Here is a 21,344-nt window from a genome sequence, read left to right as displayed (position 1 = left end):
TTTCTTGAGTGGTGCGAGGTTCCGTGGTTGTACTCCCCTCCGTAACCTGGCATCCGAAGAAACGGGGCGGGGAATCGTGGAACGATCACAAGGAACGGACGCGGGACCGATACTGGCCGGAAGATACCGGCTCGGTGAAGTCCTGGGGCGCGGCGGTATGGGCAAGGTGTGGCGCGCCCATGACGAAGTGCTGCATCGCACGGTCGCTGTCAAGGAGTTGACCGCCGGGCTGTACGTCGCCGAGGCCGACCGGGTCGTGCTCCATGCCCGGACCCAGAAGGAGGCCCGCGCCGCGGCGCGCATCACCCATCCCGGTGTGGTCACCGTCCACGACGTGATCGAGTACGACAACAGGCCCTGGATCGTCATGCAGTACGTCGACGGACCGTCACTTGCCGATGCCGCCAAGGAGAGTGGCGAGATCGCGCCGTGCGAAGCGGCCAGGATCGGCCTCCATGTCCTGAGCGCGCTGCGCGCCGCGCACAGCGCCGGTGTGCTGCACCGGGACGTGAAGCCCGGCAACGTACTCCTCGCCCGTGACGGCTCGGTGCTGCTCACCGACTTCGGTATCGCTGCGATAGAGGGTGACTCGACCATCACCAGGACCGGTGAACTCGTCGGGTCCATCGACTATCTGGCGCCCGAGCGGGTACGCGGCGGCGATCCCGGTCCCGCATCCGACCTCTGGTCGCTCGGCGCCACCCTCTACTCCGCGGTCGAGGGACGCTCGCCGTTCCGCCGTACGTCCCCGATCTCCACCATGCAGGCCGTCGTCGCCGAGGAACCGCCGCCGCCCGCCCGGGCCGGCGCGCTCGGCCCGGTGATCACCGCGCTGCTCCGCAAGGATCCGGCGGACCGGCCCTCGGCGGCCGAGACGGAACGGATGCTGCTGGACGCGATGGAGGGGCGGGAGCCCCGGGCGGCGCAGGCGTACGTACCGACGCAACGGGTGCCTGAGGAAGCCCTGCGGGCGGCGGACCCAGGTGCCACGGGGCGCACGGCCGGTACCGGGACGGAGGTCCTCGACCCCGAACCGCAGTTCGGGGCCGCCCGGGTGACCCGCCGCAGCCGCGGCCGGTGGCGTACGACAATCCTGGTCATCGCGCTCGCCGCGCTGGTCGGCGGTGGCGCCGGTCTTGCCGCGATGAAGTTCGGCGAGAGTTCCGGGACGGGCGGCACGGAGGGCCGAACGGTCCATGCGACCGACACTCCGCCGAGCACCCCGCCCCACGACCCGGGGCCCCGCCCCTCCGCCAAGGCGGTGCCCGACGGCTGGCACCTGGTCACCGATCCCGAAGGGTTCGGCCTGGTCGTCCCCGACGGCTGGAAACGCCGGGTGGACGGCCAGAACGTCGACTACACCCCGGACGACGGCGAGCACTACATCCGGATCAGCGTCGACCCGGAGCCCGACTTCGACAACCCGTACATGCACATGGTGGACCTGGAGAAGACGCTCACCAAGCGGCTGCCGGGCTATGAGCGCAAGACCCTCCACTCCAACCTCTACCGCGATCGTCCCGGCTCCCTCTGGGAGTTCACCTGGACCGAGTCCAAGGATCACCCCGGGCCGCGCCACGCGATCGACCAGATGTACTTCGGCGAGGACGGCGGCCCGGAGTACGCGCTGTACATGTCGGGTCCGGCGGAGGACTGGGAGACGACGCGGGACCAGTTCGACACGATGCTGCGAGGCTGGCGTGCCCCGGGTGACGCCGGCTGACGGCGCCTGCGCGCGCGGCGTGACGAGCGCACGTAAAACCAGGGGAAGCAGGGCGAGTGCCTGCCCAAACCATACATGCGTAGGGACGGGGCACAGCGGGGGCACTTCTCCATGGGACCTACCTCAGGCGCTCAGGTCGAACCCTCCGGCCTTGATGGCATCGGCCAGCGTGGTCCACTGGGCGGGCGTCACGGTGACGATGATGTCGGGCCGCTCGCGCCATGACTGCGATCAGCGCTGCGGCGAAGCGATCAGCGAGGACTCGAACTGTGGAACCGGCGTCGCCGCCACCGGAAAAGCGGGGTGCACAGCACAGACCACGCAAATGTCACGGTCAGGAACTTGAAGGCGTTGCGCGGAACCATGTCAGTCCAACCGGTGATCACCGCGAAGAAGGCAGTGGAAGCCACCATCCAGACGCTGAACAGCAGCCAGTTGATCAGCAGCTCTTGCCACCACGGGCGGGTACTCAGCCATTCCCTCATGGCGGCCATCATGCACGATCAGCCGCAAGGCGACTCCAGTGAATGGGAGCCACTCGGGCAGCGGGAATGGGAGCCATTCGCGCGATTGTGAACTACTGCCGGGGGTGGGCGGATCGGGCGGTCGGTAGTGAGGGTGGGCTGTCGCTCGATCGAGTGTCGTTGGCGGATCGACGCCGAGACGGGGACCCTACCGGGATACTTGAAGCGATGACCACGGCAGCAGAGTGATGAGCGCATGTGGGTCTCGGCGTGGGCTTAACCGGCGCGGCTGTCGCCATCGCGGTGCTGTACTGGCTGTGGGTTCGCATCGGCTGCCGCTGCCGGGCACGGGATGATTCCGCCGAGGCGGAACACCTGGGCTGGGCTACCGATCAGCTCTCAGGTCCTCGAAGTGAGCGCTGCGATCGGGCGCAGGGTTGAAACCGTGCCAGATAGGCGAGGGTCGAGCCGCTCCTGGTGCTCAGATGCAGGCCGGACGCGTCGGCGAGACGGTGCAGAGGGCCGAAGGGGATCCAGTGCCGGTCGAAGAACTCGCCCACGACCAGCCGTCCTGCGGGGGTGAGCACCCGTACTGCCTCATCGAGCACCCGTTGTGGTTCCGGGATCTCGCCCAGTGCGGTCACCAGATACATGGCGTCGAATGTGTCGTCGTCGAAGGGCAGCTCGCGGGCATCCGCATGGGTGGGCACGATGTTGGGTACTGCGCGCTGCCCCGCGCGGTGCATCACGTGGCGGAGCATCTCGGGTTGGATGTCGAGGATGTCGAGCTGCCCGTGGGGCCCGAGTTGCGGTGCGATGTGCAGCGACTGCAGTCCGGTGCCGGGCCCCACTTCGAGGATCCGCTCGCCCGGGCTCGGGGTGAGCACCGCGTCGAGCCGGGCGGATGTGAGGAACGGCAACGGCAGGTCCAGCAGGCTGCGTTGGGCGTAGGGGTACGGCGCCTTGTCGCCGAACCACCAGGCGCCTGCGGCGGCAGCGGCACTGAGGGCGCAGGCCCAGCGCAGGCGCGGTGCGGTCAGGACAGCAGAGCCCATGGTGTTCTCCAGTTCTGTGGTATCCGTGGTTGCAGCCCGGGTCGGTGTGGCGGGTTTCATGGGGTGCGGGGCAGCGCTCGAACCGCCAGGCGGACGCATACCGCTGCGAGCGGAAGTTCTGCGAACAACGCCATGACCAGCGCCGCGCGCAGTTCGCTCCCGCTGGCCGCGGTCATCGTGTCGAACCAGGCGTCGACGGTGAGCAGGGCGGCCGTCGCGGCGGCGGCCGGTGCCAGTCGCCGATCCCCGCGGGTGGCCAGCAGCCCTGTGGTGATCAGGCCGACCGCCTCCACCGCGTCCAGACCCACCCAGGCGGCGGACCAGTGCGAGGCACGGAAGGTGGTCGGCAGGCTGGTGGCCAACACGACGAGCCACGGCAGCAGCGCCACCCCGCAGCCGGCCAGGACAAGACCCCGCCGGCGGCCTGGAAGGCGGTCCGGACGACGGCGCTGCGGGCTGGGGAGCGATCCTGTGCGCGGGCCGTGCGGCCTGCGTATGCCGCGCTCGGCGTCCGGCTCCGGGAACAGTTCGATGATTTCCTGCATGCCCTTCAGCCTGAGCCGCACAGCGATCACAGTCAGTAATGCCGGGTGCCGTTCTCAGGGTGGTGCCAGCTTCACCATCGATCCGGATACACGGTGCATGGCATAGCCCTCACCTGGCGTTTTACCGTCGAGCCATGACGATTCCCCGGGCGCTGCGGCGCAGAGTTGTTCGGGTCCGGCGGGACACCGGTTTCTTGGCGGCCGGGATTCCGCTGCACCTTGCGCTGGTGCCGTTGTGGAGCTGGATGGCGAGTGTCGCGAATTCGAGGGCGTGGCCGGTGCTCCCGCTCCCGTTTGTGCTGATCTTGCTCGGTGTGCTTGCGCTCACCGCTGTGCAGCGACGCCGTTACCGGGTGCTGCTGGGAGTGGAGATCCTCCGGCTGCCGGCCGCGCGCGAGCAAGGGTGGCTGAGGCGCGCTCTGCGGTGGCTATTCGTGGCCCAGACCTGGCGGCAGGCCGGATACCACCTGCTTGTCGGTCCGCTCCTGGCTGTGGTGGAGCTGGGGGTGCTCGCTGCGTGGGTCGCGGGCCTTGCTGGCGTCACCGTCAACGGGTGGGCCTGGATGTTGCCGGTCCAGGTTCGCCTGGACTATGTCGACTACGCGACCCAAGCGGTGTACTACACCGCGGCCGGCGTGCTGCTGCTGTGCGCCGCACCCTGGCTGACCGGGCCGGTGACCCGCGCCGAGACCCGGATCGCGCTCGCGCTGCTCGGGGCCAGCCGCTCCCAGCAGCTTCAGCAGCGTGTCGAGCACCTATCCGAGAGCCGCACCGACCTGATCGACGCCGTCGATACCGAACGCCGCCGCATCGAACGCGACCTGCACGACGGCACCCAGCAGCGCCTAGTCTCCCTCGCGGTCAACCTGGGCCTGGCCATGGCCACCCTCACCAACCTGCCGGACGAGGCACGCACCGTGATCGACGAGGCGCACCGCGAGGCGAAGGAGGCCATCGCCGAACTCAACGACCTGGTGCGCGGCCTGCACCCGGCCGTCCTCGAAGACCGCGGGGTGGACGCGGCGCTGTCCGGGCTGGCCGCCCGGGTACCGATCCCGGTACGGCTGCGAGTCGACCTCGAGGAGCGAGCGGCGCCCGTTGTGGAGTCGGTCGCCTACTTCGTGGTCTCCGAGGCGCTCACCAACGTCACCAAGCACGCCCGCGCCACCCGCGTGGACGTCACTGTCAAACAGATCGGGAGAATGCTGCGCGTGAACATCACCGACGACGGGATCGGCGGCGCCGACACCTCCACCGGCAGCGGACTGAGCGGGCTGGCCAAACGGGTCGGTTCCATCGACGGCACCTTCCACATCAGCAGCCCGGTCGGGGGCCCGACCACCATCGCCGTGGAGCTGCCATGCGAGCCGTGATCGCCGAGGACTCACTGCTGCTGCGCGTCGGGCTCGTCAAGGTCCTGGAAATGGCCGGCTTCGAGATCGCCGCCGAAGTCGGCGACGCCGAAGCCCTGCTTGCGGCCGTCGAGGAACACCGGCCCGAGCTGGCCCTGGTCGATGTCCGCATGCCACCCGGCTTCACCGACGAAGGCGTGCGCGCCGCGCTGGTGATCCGTAAGCAATGGCCGCAGACCGCGGTGGTACTGCTCTCGCAGTACGTCGAGGAGCGGTATGCGGCAGACCTGCTGACGGCCAACACCAGCGGCGTCGGCTACCTGCTCAAGCAACGCGTCGCCGACGTGGAGGAGTTCGTGGCTTCCGTTCGGCGGGTTGCAGCCGGGGGCACGGCACTGGATCCACAGGTGGTCGCCCAGCTGCTCGTGCGCCGCCGCAGTGACCCGCTCGATCGGCTGACGCCACGCGAACGGGAGGTACTCGCCCTGATGGCCGAGGGACGCTCCAACACCGGGATCGCCGAGGCCCTGGTCGTCAGCGACAGCGCAGTGGCCAAGCACATCAACAACATCCTCGCCAAACTCGACCTGCCCGCAGCTGACGCCGACCACCGGCGCGTTCTCGCCGTCCTGAGATTCCTCGGCGCTTCCCCGACCTAACCGACCCGCCGCCCGCATTCCTACCGCCGTTCGGCCCAACAGACCGGCAAGCCAACAAACGACGTCTCGCGGACACCGAGCCACGTGGAAAGCGGTCCCGCGGGTGGCTCTCATTCTCATTGCCCCGGTGGCTCCGAAACACCCTGTCGAAAACACCGGCGGACACCCAAGTATCAACAGCGGACAGGGATTCGGTCGTGAGGGCACCGGCCACATTGGCGGCCACGGCGACGGCCACGCTCAGCGCAACATCACGGCCCGACCGGACAGCCCAAATCATGAATTGGTCAATGGCCACGGGAACGGCTGGAGCAACGGCCATGGGCACGCCATGAGACAGCGCTAGAGCGTGTCTGACGGGTCGTGTCATGCAGACCGTTTTCACCCCCAGAGCTGCTATCGCTCCGCCGTCCGTCCCGCCCTCCCAGTCGGCCGCGAAGGCCTTGGGCGGGCCGGGTCAGTGGCCGCGCTCCCGACAGCCATGTCACCCGAATGGCGCAACATGACGTGCCGCCCACATGGGTGAGGATCAAGCTGGCTAGTGCCCCAATCGAGGAAATCCGTGAAAGGGGAACCGAATGCGCATTCGACGAATCCTCGCCGCCGTCATCGCCACGGCAGCCCTCGCCGGACTCGGCCTCGCAGGCGCCGCCACCGCCACTGCCGCCACCGCACAGGGCGCCCCATCCTACGTCACCCCTTCTCAGTGCGCGGAGGGCGGCGGAACGCCCCGGATCGACTTGCCGGGCAACCCCTGCGTAGGCGGTACGTACGACGGGCAGTCGGTCGACTAAACCCCACAAGGCGTCCCGCAGCCACGCGCTGCGGGGCGCTCCCGCGCGAGCGTAGCCGGGAGATCGCAGGGACTGTGCCGACCCGTCGGACACGCCCTAGCTCACGCTCGACCGCGAAGCTAATGACCATGGCCGCAGCAAGGGCGAGATAGCGGACAGCGTTGGTAATCACGGGTTCGTCTCTCCAGCGGGTATCACCTAGGAACGTTCCTAGGTGGTTGGTTCGATAGCGCGCGACGCACATAGGCACGGGCCACGCGAGGAACGGCGAAATGCGCCAGCGGGAGCGACAGTGCGAGGAATAGCAGGATCATCGGTCACGCTCGCGCAACATATCGCCGAAGAAATCTAGAAACCGACGGTTGAGGCATCAGGCACACTGCGCCGTATGAACTTGGTGACCGCGCACGACTACGCCTGGATCCGCACCTCGCCGCTCTTCGGCCACGCGATGGAGAGCGGATACACCCTGACACTGATTCGGGGGCGGAGTCCGCGCGAGGTGCTGCGCGCGATGGAGGCGGAACCGCGCGGCACTGGGGAGGGAACGGCCGGGCTGATCGAGGCGGACGACGCCCACCGCGCCGAGGCGGACTACGACTACTGGGACGAGTCCTACGTTGCGGGCGCCTTCAGCACTCCGGGCGAGAACGGCGACTGGACACTCGTCCTCGGCTTCGACGGTGGCCTGGGGATCGAGGGCGTGTGCGTGGAGACGCTGTCGAAGGGCGGCCGGGTCGTGGCGCACTCGAGCAACGGCGGCAAGCCCATCCACCTCTTCCACTGGTTCGAGGACGGTGAGCTCCGTACGACGTTCGAGGGCCCCTCGGCGCGCGACGGCAACAGCCCCGATGAACTGGTTCCCCTGTTGCGGGAAGTCGGCTTCCCTCTGACTCCCGAGGGAGAGCACGACGCGAGCGCCCCGGACGTCGACGGGAAGGCGGCGGTCCTCGCTCTGGCCGAGAGGCTCACCGGCATACGCATCACCGAATCCCTCCTCCAGGACGCTACGTACGAACTGGGACTCGTTCCCGAACAGCCTGCCGAGGAGTGGACCGGCCTAGTCATCGACATCACCGATGCCCACGGGGAGCGTCTGTACAAGGAATGGACCTACGAGGAGATCGCGGCGGCTTCAGACCGCGCACGGGCGGAGGCGAACGCGCCGGTCGTGATCACCCACAACGAGCCTCTGGCCATGGATCGTTCGGAGCACGAGACAGGTGAGTAGCGAACGGGCGCGTGGAGGGTGCCCCCGGGGCGGTGCGCCGGCCTCGTTCAACTTTGCGAGCAGGACCCGGTGCAGCCGATCGAAGACACCTGCCTTCTGCCATCGGTCCAGACGTCGCCAGCAGGTCTGTCCCGAACTGAACCCCAGCTCCAGGGGCAGGAGTTGCCAGGCTATGTCGTTGTAGAGGACGAACAGGATGCCCTGGAGGCAGAGCCGGTCCGACACCGGCTGCGGCCCCGGCGACCGCTCCGGCCACGGCGGCAGCAACGGCTCGATCAACGCCCACAACTCATCGTCCACGATCCACGGTCGAGTACCCACACCCTCGCGAACGGCCGAATCATCACACCAGTCACGGCCAACCAGGACGTTTCAGCAAGATCGTGTTACGAGCTCTAAGGCCGGTCAGCGAAGCGCCGTGCTTGGTCAGTTTCTCGGCGCAGTCCCGGACGATGGCCGCCGCTTCCGGGCCGATTTCGAGATACGTCCCGCCGTTGCGCTTGGTCAGCTTGTAGCCGTACGGCGCGGCCCCACCAAGCCAGCGGCCCACACTGCGCAGGTGGATTTTCGACGCGGTAATACGCGCCTTGATCATGTCCCGCTCGTATTCGGCGAACGCCGAGAGGACGTGGACAACGAGATTGCTCGTCTCCGGGCTCAGCGTGCCGTCTGCGGTGACCAGGGTTGCGCCGGATTCCTCAGCGGCGCGGAGCAGTCGGGAGAACTCCAGGACGCTGCGCGCGTACCGGTCCAGCTTGGCGGCCAGCACGTAGTCAGCGGACGACAGCGCGGCCAGCACGCGAGCCATGCCGGGGCGGTCCTCCAGCTTGCTCGCGCCGGAAACGTCTACGTCGGCGTCGGTAACGAACAGCACACGCCACCCGCGCTGAGCTGCGTATGCCTCGCAGGCTTCCGTCTGGGAAGCGACCAAGGTTGAAGCGTCGGAATCGCGCGAGAGTCGCACGTAGATGATCACCGTTTTGGGCCGCATGTCTTACTCCAGCGAGTGCGTTAAGTGCTAGTCGCGGCACTCGGGGGGATGCGGTGGCCGAGAACCCATCCGCGGAAGACCGGCCGGAGGATCGTGCGGACGCTCGGGCACACGAGGATCCCGCGTCCGCTGAGGACTGCGTGCCGCTGCCGCGCAGGTGTTTTGCGAACGGCCGGCCGGTCCGGCTCGGTAGATAGCCCCTGATCAGCAAATATGCCGCCAGTGAACACTGGCTCGTTTTGTGGGGACTGTGAAAACCTGTTACCGGTGGGTATCCAAAGTGTGCGGCTGGACATACTCTCGCCCCATGACGGACTCGCAGGCCTCTGTTGCCCACCCTGGTTCGAACCCTGTGGCCGCCGCCCCCGCGGGCGCGCGCACAGCCGCCGATGTGGTGACGCCCGAGGTGGTCGCCCAGCTGACCCGTGGCGTCGTCGGCTCCGGCCGGACCGCGAACCACACCCCCTTCACGGGGGAGAAGCTCGCCGACCTGCCGGAGTCCACCCCCGAGGACGTCGCCGAAGCATTTTCCCGGGCCCGCGCCGCCCAGCCCGCCTGGGCCGCCACCCCCGTCCGGGCCAGGGCCTCAGTCCTGCTCCGCTTCCACGACCTCGTACTCCAGCGCCAGGCCGAGGTCCTCGACCTCATCCAGCTGGAGACCGGCAAGGCCCGCCTGCACGCCCACGAGGAGGTACAGGCGGTCGCCATCGTCGCCCGGCACTACGGGCGCAAGGCGTCCTCGTATCTGAAGCCGAAGCGGCACACCGGTGCCGTACCGACGCTGACCAAGGCCACCGAGCTGCGCCAGCCGCGCGGCGTCGTCGGCCAGATCGCGCCGTGGAACTACCCGCTCGAACTGTCCGTCGGCGACGCGCTGCCCGCGTTCGTCGCCGGCAACGCCCTGGTGATGAAGCCCGACACGGAGACCGCCCTCACCGCGCTCTGGGCCCGTGACCTGCTGATCGAGGCCGGGCTGCCCGCCGAGGTGTTCCAGGTCGTTCTCGGTGACGGACCGGTCGTCGGTCCCGAGGTCGTCAAGCACGCCGACTACGTCTCGTTCACCGGATCCACCCGTACCGGCCGCGAGGTCGCCCAGGGAGCCGCCGCCCGCCTGGTCGGCGTCTCGCTGGAGCTCGGCGGCAAGAACGCCATGCTGGTCCTGAAGGACGCCGACGTGGAGAAGGCCGCCGCGGGCGCCGTCCGCGCCTGCTTCTCCTCCGCCGGACAGCTCTGCATCTCCATCGAGCGGCTGTACGTCCACGAGTCGGTCGCCGACGACTTCGTGGCGAGGTTCGCCGCGCGTACCAAGGCCATGCGGCTCGGCGGCTCCCTCGCGTACGGCGCCGACATGGGTTCGCTCGTCAGTGAACGCCAGCTGGAGACCGTCACGCAGCATGTCGCGGAGGCCGTCGAGAAGGGCGCCACACTCGTCGCGGGCGGGGTCGCCCGCCCCGACATCGGCCCGCTGTTCTACGAGCCGACCATCCTCGACGGCGTCGAGGCGCCCATGGCCGTCTGCACCCAGGAGACCTTCGGCCCGGTCGTCTCCATCTACCGCTTCTCCGACGAGGACGAGGCCATCGCCCTCGCCAACGCCACCCCGTACGGCCTGAACTCCAGCGTCTGGACCAAGGACTCCAGGCGCGGCCACCGGGTCGCCGCCCGGCTGCGGACCGGCACGGTCAACATCAACGAGGGGTACGCCTCCGCCTACGGCAGTGTGCAGTCCCCGATGGGCGGCATGAAGGATTCCGGTCTCGGCCGGCGGCACGGCTCCGAGGGCATCCTCAAGTACACCGAGGCCCAGACCGTCGCCCAGCAGAGGCTGATCCCGCTCGCCCCGTCCTTCGGGATGGACGACGAGAAGTACGCGGCGTTCATGAGCCGCAGCCTGAAGGTGATGAAGGCGTTCCGCCTGCGCTGAGCCCGTAACACCGCAGCACGTTCTGTCCGTTTCGCACCGAGGAGAGCCATGTCCCAGGACAGCCCTGCCCAGAATCAGGCCGGACCGGCGGGTGAGACCGAGGACGACGCGGCGTACGACTACGACGTCCTCGTCGTCGGTTCGGGCTTCGGCGGCGCGGTGTCCGCCCTGCGGCTGAGCGAGAAGGGGTACCGGGTCGGGGTCCTGGAGGCGGGCCGTCGCTTCACCCCCGGCACCCTCCCCAAGAACTCCTGGGACATCAAGAACTACCTGTGGGCCCCCGCCCTCGGGCTCTTCGGCATCCAGCGCGTGCATCTGCTCGGCAAGGTGATGGTGCTCGCCGGGGCGGGCGTCGGCGGCGGCTCCCTCAACTACGCCAACACGCTGTACGTCCCGCCGGCCCCGTTCTTCGAGGACCGCCAGTGGGCTTCCATCACCGACTGGCAGGACGAGCTGACGCCGTACTACGACCAGGCCAAGCGGATGCTCGGGGTGCGGCTCAACCCCACGACGACCCCGTCCGACGTCCATCTGAAGGCGGCCGCGCAGGCCATGGGCGTCGGCGACACCTTCCATCTCGCCCCGGTCGGTGTATTCTTCGGCGACGGCAACGACGCCGACGGCACGGCGAAGGCGAAGCCCGGCGGAACGGTCGCCGACCCGTACTTCGGCGGCGCGGGCCCCGCCCGCAAGGCCTGCACCGAGTGCGGCGAATGCATGACGGGCTGCCGCCACGGCGCGAAGAACACCCTCAACGAGAACTACCTCCACCTCGCCGAGAAGGCCGGCGCGGTCATCCACCCGATGACCTCCGTCGTCGCGATCACGGACGACGCGGAGGGCGGATACCACGTCACGACCGTCCCGACGGACCGCCGGAAGAAGGACGGGCCGACGCGGCTGCGCGCCCGCAAGGTGGTGGTCGCGGCGGGCACGTACGGCACCCAGACCCTGCTCCACACCATGAAGGACGAGGGGCTGCTGCCCCGGCTCTCCGCCAGGCTCGGCGAGCTGACCCGTACCAACTCCGAGGCGCTCGTCGGCTCCCAGACCAGCGACCGCCGCTACCGCAGGAAGCACGGCACCGCGAAGGCCGACTTCACCCAGGGCGTCGCCATCACATCCTCGATCCACCCCGACGAGAACACCCACATCGAGCCGGTCCGCTACGGCAAGGGTTCCAACGCCATGGGCTCCCTGTCGATCCTCCAGGTTCCGTACGGCAGCCGCCGGGTGCTGGGCTGGCTCGGCAACATGGCCAAGCACCCGACCCTCGCTGTCCGGTCGCTCTCCAACCGTCGCTGGTCGGAGCGGACCATCATCGGTCTCGTCATGCAGTCGCTGGACAACTCCCTGACGACATACCGCAAGCCCAGCGGTATCGGAAAGGGACTGCTCACCGCCCGGCAGGGGCACGGGGCGCCCAACCCCACCCAGATAGAGGAGGCGACGCGCAGCGCCTCGTTGCTCGCCGACGAGATCAACGGCTTCGCCGGGTCGAACGTCGGCGAACTGATGGGCACCCCGCTCACCGCGCACTTCCTCGGTGGCTGCCCGATCGGTGCGAGCGCGGAGGACGGGGTCATCGACCCGTACCACCGGCTGTACGGGCACCCGGGCATCTCGGTCGTGGACGGCTCGGCGGTCTCCGCGAACCTCGGCGTCAACCCGTCGCTGACCATCACCGCGCAGGCGGAGCGGGCCATGTCGTTCTGGCCCAACAAGGGGGAGGCGGACCCGCGCCCGGCGCAGGGCGAGGCGTACGAACGGCTGGCGGCGGTCGAGCCGAGGGCACCGGCGGTGCCGAAGGAGGCGTTCGGCGCGCTGAAGCTGCCGTTCCTGGGTCTGCCGACGGTCCCGCCGAAGAAGAAGCAGTAGGGCCTCGCTTTCGGACCGGGCCGGATCCGGACAGCGGAAAGGGGCTGCACCCCCCTCCGAGAGCAGCCCCTCACGCCTACCGGTGACCTCGCCCGTTACGCGGCGGCGTCACCGTTCCTGCGGCGCCGCACGACGAACATCGCACCGGCACCGAGCACTACGGCCGCGCCGCCCGCGAGGGCGAACATCGGCACTGCGGAGGACGAACCGGTCTCGGCGAGCGTGCCGGAGACCTGGCCCGTGGTGTTGGAGGACGGCTTCTCGGCCGGGACCGGGGCGGTGCCGCCGGTCTGCGGCGTCGAACCGCTGCCGCCGGACTTCACGATCTGGAACTTGTACGCGACGTCGCTGACGCCCATGCAGTCCTTGTCGCCGACGTACAGACCGGCGCCGAGGGTGAAGCCGGCGCCGACCGGGGCGGTCGACTTCACGTTGATGCGGAGCGGGATGTCGATCTCGTAGCCCGCGCGGATCTCGTCGGACTGGCCGACGTAACCCACCGCGCGGCCGTCCTCGCTGAGGTCTTCCCACGTGTTGGTGTCCATGTCGAGCGCCTGGAGGCTGACCTGCTTCGACTTGAACAGGTCGTTGCCGTCCTTGTCGGAGGAGGCGCCCGCGAAGTAGTCGATCTCGCGCACGGTCGTCTTCGACGAGTTGTAGACGTTCATCTTGAACTTGTGCCAACCACTGCCGCGGGCGATCTTGCCGGGCAGGCCGTTGATCGAGATGTCCAGGTCGGACTTCTCGCACTCGGTCGGCTCCTGCGAGTCCTCGGACTCGGACGGCGTGCCGGACGGGGTGACGCCGGTGTCCGCGGAGGGCGTGCCGGACGTCTTCGCGGCAGGCTTGTCCGTCTCCTCCGCGGTCTTGCCGGTCTCCTCGGCGGGAGAGGAGGTGTTCTCGGCGGGAGAGGAGGTGTTCTCGGCGGGAGCTGTGGTGGTGACCTCGTCGGACGGCGAACTGCTGGGCGTGGCCTCGGTGCTCTCGGTCGGCTCCGGGGTCGTCGACTCGACGGTGGTGACGGTGTCGTCGGCGAACGCGACCGGGGCGGCCAGGATGGCTGCGGGTGCTATGACTGCGGTGGCGGCGGCCACCGCCATGGCGCGGCGAAGCTTCATGGAGACCTCAGAAGTACGGTGTACCGCTGTGGTCGCGGTACGCGGTTGGGGACGGGCCTTCCGCGGTGGGGTCACGGGTGGGGCCGTTGTTCTGCATGCATGACCAGCCACCCGCCGCAATGGTTGTCCCGGTGTTGACAGAATCTTTATGTGACATGTGCCACATGGCGCTCCGTCGTCACCCGTGACCTGCGGAAATTCGCCGCCGTTCCATGACCAAGGGCCCCGCGGTCCGGTGTGAACCGGCCTGCGGGGCCCTTGTCGATCAGCACCGACGTCAGGGCAGCGCCGGTGCCGAGGGGCGGCGCCGGGGGGTGGCGCCGCGGGAAGGTGGTGCGTCGGGTCGGCGCCCCCGGCGCACGGGGGCGCGGACGAGGTGTCGACCCACGTCGCGGGTGGTGCGATATGGGAGGACTTGCCCCTTGCATCGTGCTGGATCGGCTGCGTCCCGCGCAACCGTTTCGACCGGATACGGTCGGCTCCGGGCGTCCCCGGAGCCGACCGCTCTTGGGGTGACCGGGCCGCTGTCCCCTGCGGACCGGTCACGCACGCTGGGGCGCGGTCCCACGGCGTACCTGCAGTACGCCACACGCTCCAGCGGAGCCACGCGTGGTTTCTTCCTGAGCCGCCCCTGGCTGGCACGGACACCGGGACCAACGAAGCCGGCGAGGCGCCGGTCACGCGCCGTACGGGTGAGAGTCGGTCCGAACTCAGATACGCCTGCGGAGCCACCGGAGCCCCCGTCGGCCGCCGCGCACCCGGCCCGCGGGTGGGTTGCGCGCGGCCGGCCCGCGGGGAGTCACACGCGGCCGCGGCACAGCTCCAGCAGCGTCATCGCGAGCGAGGTGCCGGGCTTGCCGAGCGCCTTCCGGTACTGGCCGAGGATCTCCATCTCGCGGGAGAGGTTGACCCGGCGGCCGCCGGAGGTGATCCGCGCCTCTTGAATGACTGCCGAGACGGCCATCCGTTCCTGGACGAGCCCGATGATCCGGTCGTCGAGGGCGTCGATGCGCTCGCGGGCGTCACCGATCAGCCGGGCGGCCTCATCGGTGTTCGCACCGGTCTTCTCGATGAGGGTCTTCGCGGCGGCGGTGCTGTTGCTCATGGTGTGACTCCTGGGGGATGTGGTCCCCGGAGCGGTCGGGCCCCGAACGCAGAACGCCCCGGGCCTGTCGGCCCGGGGCGCCTGGAACGTTGCTTGTCAGTTGCTCAAGCAGCACGACCATGGCAGCCGGCGGGCCGGATGCCATAGGTAAAGACGAAGGTCGTGTGCTGACGCATGGCGCCAGTATGGACCCGCGCCGGGCGATGGGCCAACGCGCGGCCCGGATGCTGAGACGCCGCCGACGGCACGGCCGTGTGCACCGCTCCGGCCGACGCCCGGAGGGTCTTGGCTCGTATCCCGGAAGACGCAGAAATCCGTCTCCCTCGCAACCCCGGTAGAATCGGCAGAACCGACCCCCCTCTCAACGCCGGAAGGCCGCCCCCGTGCCAGCAGCACCCCCCGCCGCCCCCGACACCACACCCGACGTGGTCCTTGTCGTCGACTTCGGCGCGCAGTACGCACAGCTCATCGCCCGCCGCGTCCGTGAGGCCCGGGTCTACAGCGAGATCGTCCCGTCCACGATGCCGGTGGCCGAGATGCTGGCCAAGAACCCCCGGGCGATCATCCTGTCCGGCGGCCCGTCCTCGGTGTACGCGGATGGCGCGCCCAGTCTCGACCGCTCGCTGTTCGAGGCCGGGGTCCCGATCTTCGGTATGTGCTACGGCTTCCAACTGATGGCCACCACGCTCGGCGGCACCGTCGACGACAACGGTGCCCGTGAGTACGGCCGCACCCCGCTGACGGTCTCCAAGACCGGCTCCACGCTCTTCGAGGGCACGCCCGCCGAGCAGTCCGTCTGGATGTCGCACGGCGACGCCTGCTCCGCCGCCCCCGAGGGCTTCACCGTCACCGCGTCCACGGACGTCGTACCGGTCGCCGCCTTCGAGAACGACGAGAAGAAGCTCTACGGCGTCCAGTACCACCCCGAGGTCCTGCACTCCACGTACGGCCAGCAGGTCCTGGAGCACTTCCTCTACCGCGGCGCGGGCATCGAGCCGACCTGGACCACGACGAACGTCGTCGAGGAGCAGATCGCGCTGATCCGTGAGCAGGTCGGCACCAAGCGCGCCATCTGCGGACTCTCCGGCGGTGTGGACTCCGCGGTCGCCGCAGCCCTCGTTCAGAAGGCCATCGGCTCCCAGCTGACCTGCGTATACGTGGACCACGGTCTGATGCGCAAGGGCGAGACCGAGCAGGTCGAGAAAGACTTCGTGGCCGCCACCGGTGTCCAGCTGAAGGTCGTCGACGCCGAGGAGCGGTTCCTGAAGGCGCTGGCCGGGGTCTCCGATCCCGAGCAGAAGCGGAAGATCATCGGCCGCGAGTTCATCCGCGTCTTCGAGCAGGCCCAGGCCGAGCTCGTCGCCGAGGCGGGCGCGGCCGGCGAGGACGTCGCGTTCCTCGTGCAGGGCACGCTCTACCCGGACGTCGTCGAGTCCGGCGGCGGCACCGGCACCGCCAACATCAAGTCCCACCACAACGTGGGCGGCCTCCCCGACGACATCGAGTTCCAGCTCGTCGAGCCGCTGCGGCAGCTGTTCAAGGACGAGGTCCGGATGGTCGGCCAGGAGCTCGGCCTGCCGGAGGAGATCGTCCAGCGCCAGCCGTTCCCCGGCCCCGGTCTCGGTATCCGGATCGTCGGCGAGGTCACCAAGGACCGGCTCGACCTGCTGCGCGAGGCCGACGCCATCGCCCGCGAGGAGCTGACCGCGGCCGGACTCGACCGCGACATCTGGCAGTGCCCGGTGGTCCTCCTGGCCGACGTCCGCTCGGTCGGCGTCCAGGGCGACGGCCGCACCTACGGTCACCCGATCGTGCTGCGCCCCGTCTCCTCCGAGGACGCGATGACGGCCGACTGGTCGCGTCTGCCGTACGAGGTCCTGGCGAAGATCTCCACCCGCATCACCAACGAGGTCGCCGACGTCAACCGCGTCGTCCTCGACGTGACGAGCAAGCCGCCGGGCACCATCGAGTGGGAGTGACCCCCACCGCGGGGCCGATGCCGATGCCGTCGCTCGTTCATCCGGGCGGCGGCATCGCCGTGTCCGGGGCCGCCGCTCCGGCGAATAGATGCGTGATCGCTCTGGCCACCTGCGGTGACCGGCGGTAGCTTCCGTCCGAATGCCCTGGGAGCCCCGAGGAGTCGTCATGCCCGAGCCCACGCCGATCCCCGTCGAACAACTGCAGTTCGCGATGCCGCCCGTCCACGAGTCGGTCGGCGAGGAACGCGCGCACCGCAAGGAGCGGCTGGCCGGGGCGTTGCGGCTGTTCGGTGAGTACGGGTACGAGGACGGGGTTTCCGGTCACCTCACCGCGCGGGACCCGGAGTTCGCCGACTGCTTCTGGGTCAACCCGTTCGGCGCCCCCTTCGACGGGATGAGCCGGGAGGATCTGATCCTGGTCAACGGCGACGGGCAGGTCGTCGAGGGGCGCCACCACGTCAATCAGGCGGCGTTCGCCGTCCACGCCCAGGTGCACCGGGCGCGCCCGGACGTCGTCGCCGTCGCGCACACCCACTCCCTGCACGGCCGGGCGCTGTCCACGCTCGGCGAATTCATCGAGCCGATCACCCAGGAATCCTGCGCGTTCTACGAGGATCACGCGGTCTACCAGGCCTACACGGGGGTCGTGGTCGACGAGGACGAGGGGCACCGGATCGCGGCCGCGCTCGGAACCCGCAAGGCGATCATTCTGCGCAACCACGGGCTGCTGACGGTCGGTGACTCGGTGGACGCGGCCGCCTGGTGGTTCCTCACCATGGAGCGCTCCTGCCAGGTGCAGCTGACCGCGCGAGCGGCCGGCAAGCCGGTGCTGATCGAGCACCGGGACGCCGTCGCCACCCGCGAACAGCTCGGCAGCGACCTGGTGGCCTGGATCAATTACCAGCCGCTGTGGAAGCGGATCGCTCGAACGTTCTGACGATCTGCGCGTCCGGACCTCCCCGATGCGGCACCTGACCGTCCCGTACGGCACAATTCGCAGCAATAGGTGGTCAGTTGGCAGTACTGGGGCGGGAAAGGGCGGCGTTCTCCGTGGCGTTGGACGAGGCACGACAAGGCGCGCACGGCGGTGGCTGTACGTGCGGCGACTGCCCGCACGGAGCGCGCGAGGGGCACCGGCGCGCGGTGGCCGCCTTCCTGGCCAAACGGGACGGACTCGCCGCGGGCCAGGGCCTGCCGACCGGCGTCGCCCAGTCCGCGTCCGCGACCCGTCAGTGGGTCTCCGACGAGCTGACCGAGTCGGCCCGCACGGTCGCCGAACGCAGCCGGGAGGAGGGCGACGCCTGGCTCCACCGGGTCTGGCAGCGCACCCTGGCCGTCGTCTGGGGGAGCGTCGCCGTGCTCGTCATCGGCGAGTCGGTCACCGCGATCGGCGCGGGCTGGTCGACCGCCCGTACCGCCGGTCTGCTCGCCGGGGTCGTCACCGCGGCACTGCTGACCGGCGCCGCCCGCTTCCACCGGGCCCGCGGCGGCGTTCTCGCCCCGCTGATCGGCGAGGACAACCGGCTCTCCACCTCCCGTGCGGTCGCCGTCGCCTGGGTGCTGCTCGCCGTCTTCTCCGTACTCGTCCTCGCGCTGCAGCTGGCAGGGGCCTCCGGCCACGCGGAGCGCGACGCGCTGATCGACGGTCTGGAACTGGCGCGTGGCGCCGGGGTGCTGACCGTGCTGGCGCTGGTGTGCGCCGTCGCCGTGCTCGTGCGCCGGGTGGTGACCGTACGCGTCCTCGCGCAGCGCCTGCAGAAGCTGCGGGGGGACCGGCCGCGCGCCGCCGATCTGCTCACCGACGACTCCGGGCGCGGCAGTTTCACGGATGTGCAGTACGTGCTGGTGAGCGCTGTAGCCGTCCTCTTCTCCGCGGTCCGGCTGGCCCGCCGGCCCGAGCAGCTTCCCGATCTGCCCTGGGGGCTGGCCCTGCTGGTGGCGGTCTCCGCGGCGACGTACTTCGCGGGGAAGCACGCGGAGGGCGGGCGCCCGGTCGTGCTGTCCGTCGTACGGGCCCGGGAGGCCGGTGACCTGGACGCGCCGATCCGTACCGGCGACGACATCGAGATCCGCGGCGCGGGCTTCGTGCCGCCCGGCGCCGGGGCCCCGGACCGGCTGGCCCGCATGGTGGTCCGGATCGGCCGGGTCCATGTCCATGTCCCGCTGATCCCGGTCACCGGAGGCTTCGCCAACCCGACCGACACCGTGCTCACCGTGCCGGTCCCGGTGGAGGTGGAACCTGGGCGGGTGGACGTCCAGGTCGTGACAGCCGCCGGGGTGGAGACGAACCGGGTCGAGATCGACGTCACGGACTAGATGCGACAGACCGTCCTCCCCCGGCCGCCGCTCGGGTTTGATCGAACCGCGGGGCAGCTGAGCAGCCCGTTCGCCGCGTACGTATGGTCTGGTGACGGGTCGACGGAAGGGCGGGGTCTTATGCGTGGGTATGGCGCGAATTCGCGAGGTCTGGGCGAGGTGGTAAGCATCCGGGAGCTGGCGCGGGAGCATGCCCTGCTGCCGCTGCGGATCTTTCTCGGTGTCACCTTTCTCTATGCCGGGCTCGACAAACTGACGGACAGTGCCTTCTTCCGCGCCACCGGCCCCGGCTCCATCGGCGAGACGATGCACGCGGCGCGCGACTCCGCCGCGATCCCGGCCCTCGTCGATCTCGCACTGAAGAGCCCGGGAGCCTTCGGGTACGCCATCGCCCTCGGTGAGATCGCCGTGGGCATCGGCACGCTGATCGGGCTCCGGGCCCGGCTCGCCGCACTCGGCGGGGCGCTGATCTCACTGAGCCTGTGGCTGACCGTGAGCTGGCAGGTCAAGCCGTACTACTTCGGCAACGACCTGGCCTACCTCATGGCCTGGCTGCCGCTGGTGCTCTGCGGCGCCGCGTCGTTCTCCGTGGACGCTTTCCTTGCGTCGCGACGGCGACGGATACGGTAGCCGATCCACGTCGTGGTCGCGGCGAGCCAGAGGCCGCCGAAGAACACCGGGAAGAAGAAGACCCAGGGGGCGTCCCAGGTGCCCGCCGCGTCCGCCGCGTAACCGGCGGCGAGGGCGAGCATCGCGATCCCCGCGACCGCCCGGCCCGGCCGGATCTCATGACGCAGCACGAATGACCTCCACCTGTCCGATACCGACTTCCAGATCCAGCTCGACCGTGCCCGCCGGGGTGACGCCCGCGGGCGGGGCGATCGTGCGGTGTTCCTTCCGCGACGGGCTGATGTCCACATTGCCCGGCGGATCGCCCGGCAGCCGGATGTCGCCGATCCCGGCGTCCGCCCGCACCTGGAGCGTCGCCGCCTTCGGTACGACGACGACCGCCCGGCCCGCGCCCACCCCCAGCCGCGTCCGGACCGTGTCCCCCTCCGGGACCGGCACCTTCGACAGGTCGAGTCTGCCGACACCGCTGCCCAGCTCGTACCGCGGCTGGACCGCGGCGACCGACGCCGGGCGCCATTCCTCCCGTACCCAATGGGTGCTGATGTCCTTCGGCAGCGCGGCCGCGCCCGCCAGCAGCGCCGCCGTGATCATTGCCAGCAGGACGGTGCCGAACCCGGTCCTGCCGAGAAAGGTGCTGACCAGCATCCCCGCACCGAACACGGCGAGCGCCGCGGCCAGGCCGAACTGCAGGCTCGTACCGAGCGGATGCGTGTGCCAGCTGAGCCCCGCGCCCAGACCGCCCGCGATCAGGGCGAGCAGAAAGACCAGGCCGCCGATCGAGCGTGGCCCCCGGTTGGCCCGGGTCGGCTCGGGTGCGCGGTACGGGGAGTCCGCCGCCCTGCGGGGTACCGGCGGACCGTCGGCCACCGCACCCGCCGGGCCCCACAGATACCCCGGTCCCACCGGCCCGGACGTGCCGTCCTTGACGATCGGATCCCGCCACCAGGACGGGCTGCCCGGCGACGGCGGCGCTTTCACCTCCGGCGGGGCGTCCGCCACCGCCTGCGCGGCGGCCGTCGGGTGCAGCGGGTCGTCGGGCGCGGCGGTCCTGCGGTGCTGCGTCCACACGCTGAAACCGACGATCGCGAGCGTCAGCTCTATCGCGGACAACGCCAGCGTGCCCCCGTTGCCCAGCATGGACAGGAAGAGCCCGCAGCCGATCAGCGCGAACAGCGCCGCGATCAGCGACGCCCCCTCGACCCGGCCGGACAGCAGCCTGCGTACCTCGTTCTCCTCCTCGCCCTCCAGCGGGAGCAGCAGCCACGCGAAGCCGTAGAAGATCAGGCCGACTCCACCGGCCACCGACAGCACACCGATCACGATCCGGAAGATCACTGGGTCCACGTCGCAGTACCGGCCGAGTCCGCCGCACACCCCGGCCACCACTTTCTGCCGCGAGCTGCGCTGCAGCTGCGGTCTCGGTGCGGGCGGGGGTGCGACGCCGGGCGCGGCGTCCTGGGGAACGGTCATGGCTCCATGGTGACGGGCGGCCGACGCCGACGGGACCCGGGCCGACCCTGGCCGATCCCTGATATTGGTTCCCCCGGACCCTGAAGGGCGCCGTCGCGGCATGCGGCGGG

General features: G+C 69.8%; 18 protein-coding genes and 1 pseudogene. 11 read left to right on the top strand and 8 right to left on the bottom strand.

Annotated features, from left to right (window positions below; translation table 11 throughout):
- The first annotated feature begins 76 nt into the window (after positions 1–76).
- Positions 77–1,723 (top strand): protein kinase, encoded by a 1,647-nt coding sequence (locus AB0915_RS21035; protein WP_366692525.1) that lies wholly within the window; start codon positions 77–79, stop codon positions 1,721–1,723.
- Between the two features lie 251 nt (positions 1,724–1,974).
- Here the strand turns inward: AB0915_RS21035 and AB0915_RS21030 are convergent, their stop codons facing one another.
- The 3 genes from AB0915_RS21030 to AB0915_RS21020 form a co-directional block, all read right to left on the bottom strand.
- Positions 1,975–2,208: a hypothetical protein gene (locus AB0915_RS21030; RefSeq protein ID WP_366692524.1), complete on the bottom strand. Its 234-nt coding sequence runs from the start codon at positions 2,206–2,208 to the stop codon at positions 1,975–1,977.
- 371 nt (positions 2,209–2,579) lie between these two features.
- Positions 2,580–3,242, bottom strand: coding sequence for a methyltransferase domain-containing protein (locus tag AB0915_RS21025; RefSeq protein ID WP_359410436.1), 663 nt, complete (start codon positions 3,240–3,242; stop codon positions 2,580–2,582).
- Positions 3,243–3,298: 56 nt separating this feature from the next.
- Entirely contained in the window at positions 3,299–3,787 is a 489-nt protein-coding gene (locus AB0915_RS21020) for a hypothetical protein (RefSeq protein WP_366692523.1), read from the bottom strand.
- A gap of 134 nt (positions 3,788–3,921) precedes the next feature.
- On the opposite strand from AB0915_RS21020, the gene AB0915_RS21015 reads away from it, so the two are divergent.
- The 4 genes from AB0915_RS21015 to AB0915_RS21000 all read left to right on the top strand — a co-directional run bounded on the left by AB0915_RS21015 (position 3,922) and on the right by AB0915_RS21000 (position 7,823).
- Positions 3,922–5,160 carry a sensor histidine kinase gene (locus AB0915_RS21015; protein ID WP_366692522.1) on the top strand — a complete coding sequence of 413 codons (1,239 nt, stop codon included), beginning with the start codon at positions 3,922–3,924 and terminating at the stop codon, positions 5,158–5,160.
- Positions 5,148–5,798: a response regulator transcription factor gene (locus AB0915_RS21010; RefSeq protein WP_366692521.1), complete on the top strand. Its 651-nt coding sequence runs from the start codon at positions 5,148–5,150 to the stop codon at positions 5,796–5,798. The genes AB0915_RS21015 and AB0915_RS21010 overlap by 13 nt, the downstream gene beginning before the upstream one ends.
- Before the next feature lie 578 nt (positions 5,799–6,376).
- Positions 6,377–6,592, top strand: coding sequence for a hypothetical protein (locus AB0915_RS21005; protein ID WP_366692520.1), 216 nt, complete (start codon positions 6,377–6,379; stop codon positions 6,590–6,592).
- A 388-nt stretch (positions 6,593–6,980) separates the two neighbouring features.
- On the top strand, positions 6,981–7,823 hold the full coding sequence (locus tag AB0915_RS21000) for a DUF6461 domain-containing protein (protein ID WP_366692519.1): 843 nt from the start codon (positions 6,981–6,983) through the stop codon (positions 7,821–7,823).
- A gap of 39 nt (positions 7,824–7,862) precedes the next feature.
- On the opposite strand, the pseudogene AB0915_RS20995 reads toward AB0915_RS21000, so the two are convergent.
- Positions 7,863–8,144, bottom strand: a pseudogene (locus AB0915_RS20995) (transposase); the annotation flags it as partial.
- 31 nt (positions 8,145–8,175) lie between these two features.
- Complete coding sequence (locus AB0915_RS20990; protein ID WP_366692518.1) at positions 8,176–8,814, bottom strand: recombinase family protein; 639 nt, start codon at positions 8,812–8,814, stop codon at positions 8,176–8,178.
- A 307-nt stretch (positions 8,815–9,121) separates the two neighbouring features.
- Between AB0915_RS20990 and AB0915_RS20985 the strand changes: the two genes are divergently transcribed.
- Together AB0915_RS20985 and AB0915_RS20980 are read left to right on the top strand one after the other, a co-directional pair.
- The gene (locus AB0915_RS20985) at positions 9,122–10,738 is read left to right on the top strand and encodes a succinic semialdehyde dehydrogenase (protein WP_366692517.1); all 1,617 of its coding nucleotides are present in this window, start codon (positions 9,122–9,124) and stop codon (positions 10,736–10,738) included.
- Between the two features lie 48 nt (positions 10,739–10,786).
- A complete protein-coding gene (locus AB0915_RS20980) occupies positions 10,787–12,616 on the top strand; it encodes a GMC family oxidoreductase (RefSeq protein WP_366692516.1) in 1,830 nt (609 codons plus the stop codon).
- A gap of 95 nt (positions 12,617–12,711) precedes the next feature.
- Here AB0915_RS20980 and AB0915_RS20975 read toward each other — a convergent pair whose 3' ends face one another.
- Both AB0915_RS20975 and AB0915_RS20970 read right to left on the bottom strand, forming a co-directional pair.
- Positions 12,712–13,734, bottom strand: coding sequence for an LAETG motif-containing sortase-dependent surface protein (locus tag AB0915_RS20975; protein ID WP_366692515.1), 1,023 nt, complete (start codon positions 13,732–13,734; stop codon positions 12,712–12,714).
- 799 nt (positions 13,735–14,533) lie between these two features.
- Positions 14,534–14,839 carry a chorismate mutase gene (locus tag AB0915_RS20970; protein ID WP_358860534.1) on the bottom strand — a complete coding sequence of 102 codons (306 nt, stop codon included), beginning with the start codon at positions 14,837–14,839 and terminating at the stop codon, positions 14,534–14,536.
- Positions 14,840–15,222: 383 nt separating this feature from the next.
- On the opposite strand from AB0915_RS20970, the gene guaA reads away from it, so the two are divergent.
- The 4 genes from guaA to AB0915_RS20950 all read left to right on the top strand — a co-directional run bounded on the left by guaA (position 15,223) and on the right by AB0915_RS20950 (position 19,764).
- Positions 15,223–16,818 (top strand): glutamine-hydrolyzing GMP synthase, encoded by a 1,596-nt coding sequence (guaA, locus tag AB0915_RS20965; RefSeq protein WP_366692514.1) that lies wholly within the window; start codon positions 15,223–15,225, stop codon positions 16,816–16,818.
- Between the two features lie 166 nt (positions 16,819–16,984).
- Positions 16,985–17,755 (top strand): class II aldolase/adducin family protein, encoded by a 771-nt coding sequence (locus tag AB0915_RS20960; protein ID WP_366692513.1) that lies wholly within the window; start codon positions 16,985–16,987, stop codon positions 17,753–17,755.
- 113 nt (positions 17,756–17,868) lie between these two features.
- Positions 17,869–19,134, top strand: a complete 1,266-nt coding sequence (locus AB0915_RS20955; RefSeq protein ID WP_366692532.1) for a hypothetical protein — start codon at positions 17,869–17,871, stop codon at positions 19,132–19,134.
- A gap of 120 nt (positions 19,135–19,254) precedes the next feature.
- Complete coding sequence (locus AB0915_RS20950) at positions 19,255–19,764, top strand: DoxX family protein (protein ID WP_366692512.1); 510 nt, start codon at positions 19,255–19,257, stop codon at positions 19,762–19,764.
- A 156-nt stretch (positions 19,765–19,920) separates the two neighbouring features.
- Here AB0915_RS20950 and AB0915_RS20945 read toward each other — a convergent pair whose 3' ends face one another.
- Positions 19,921–21,234 (bottom strand): PspC domain-containing protein, encoded by a 1,314-nt coding sequence (locus AB0915_RS20945; protein ID WP_366692511.1) that lies wholly within the window; start codon positions 21,232–21,234, stop codon positions 19,921–19,923.
- Positions 21,235–21,344: the final 110 nt, after the last annotated feature.

This window comes from Streptomyces sp. NPDC048411, from assembly GCF_040704695.1.
Taxonomy (GTDB): Bacteria; Actinomycetota; Actinomycetes; order Streptomycetales; family Streptomycetaceae; genus Streptomyces.
Note: the sequence above shows the minus strand (reverse complement) of the source record. Positions and strands in the feature narration are given on the sequence as shown.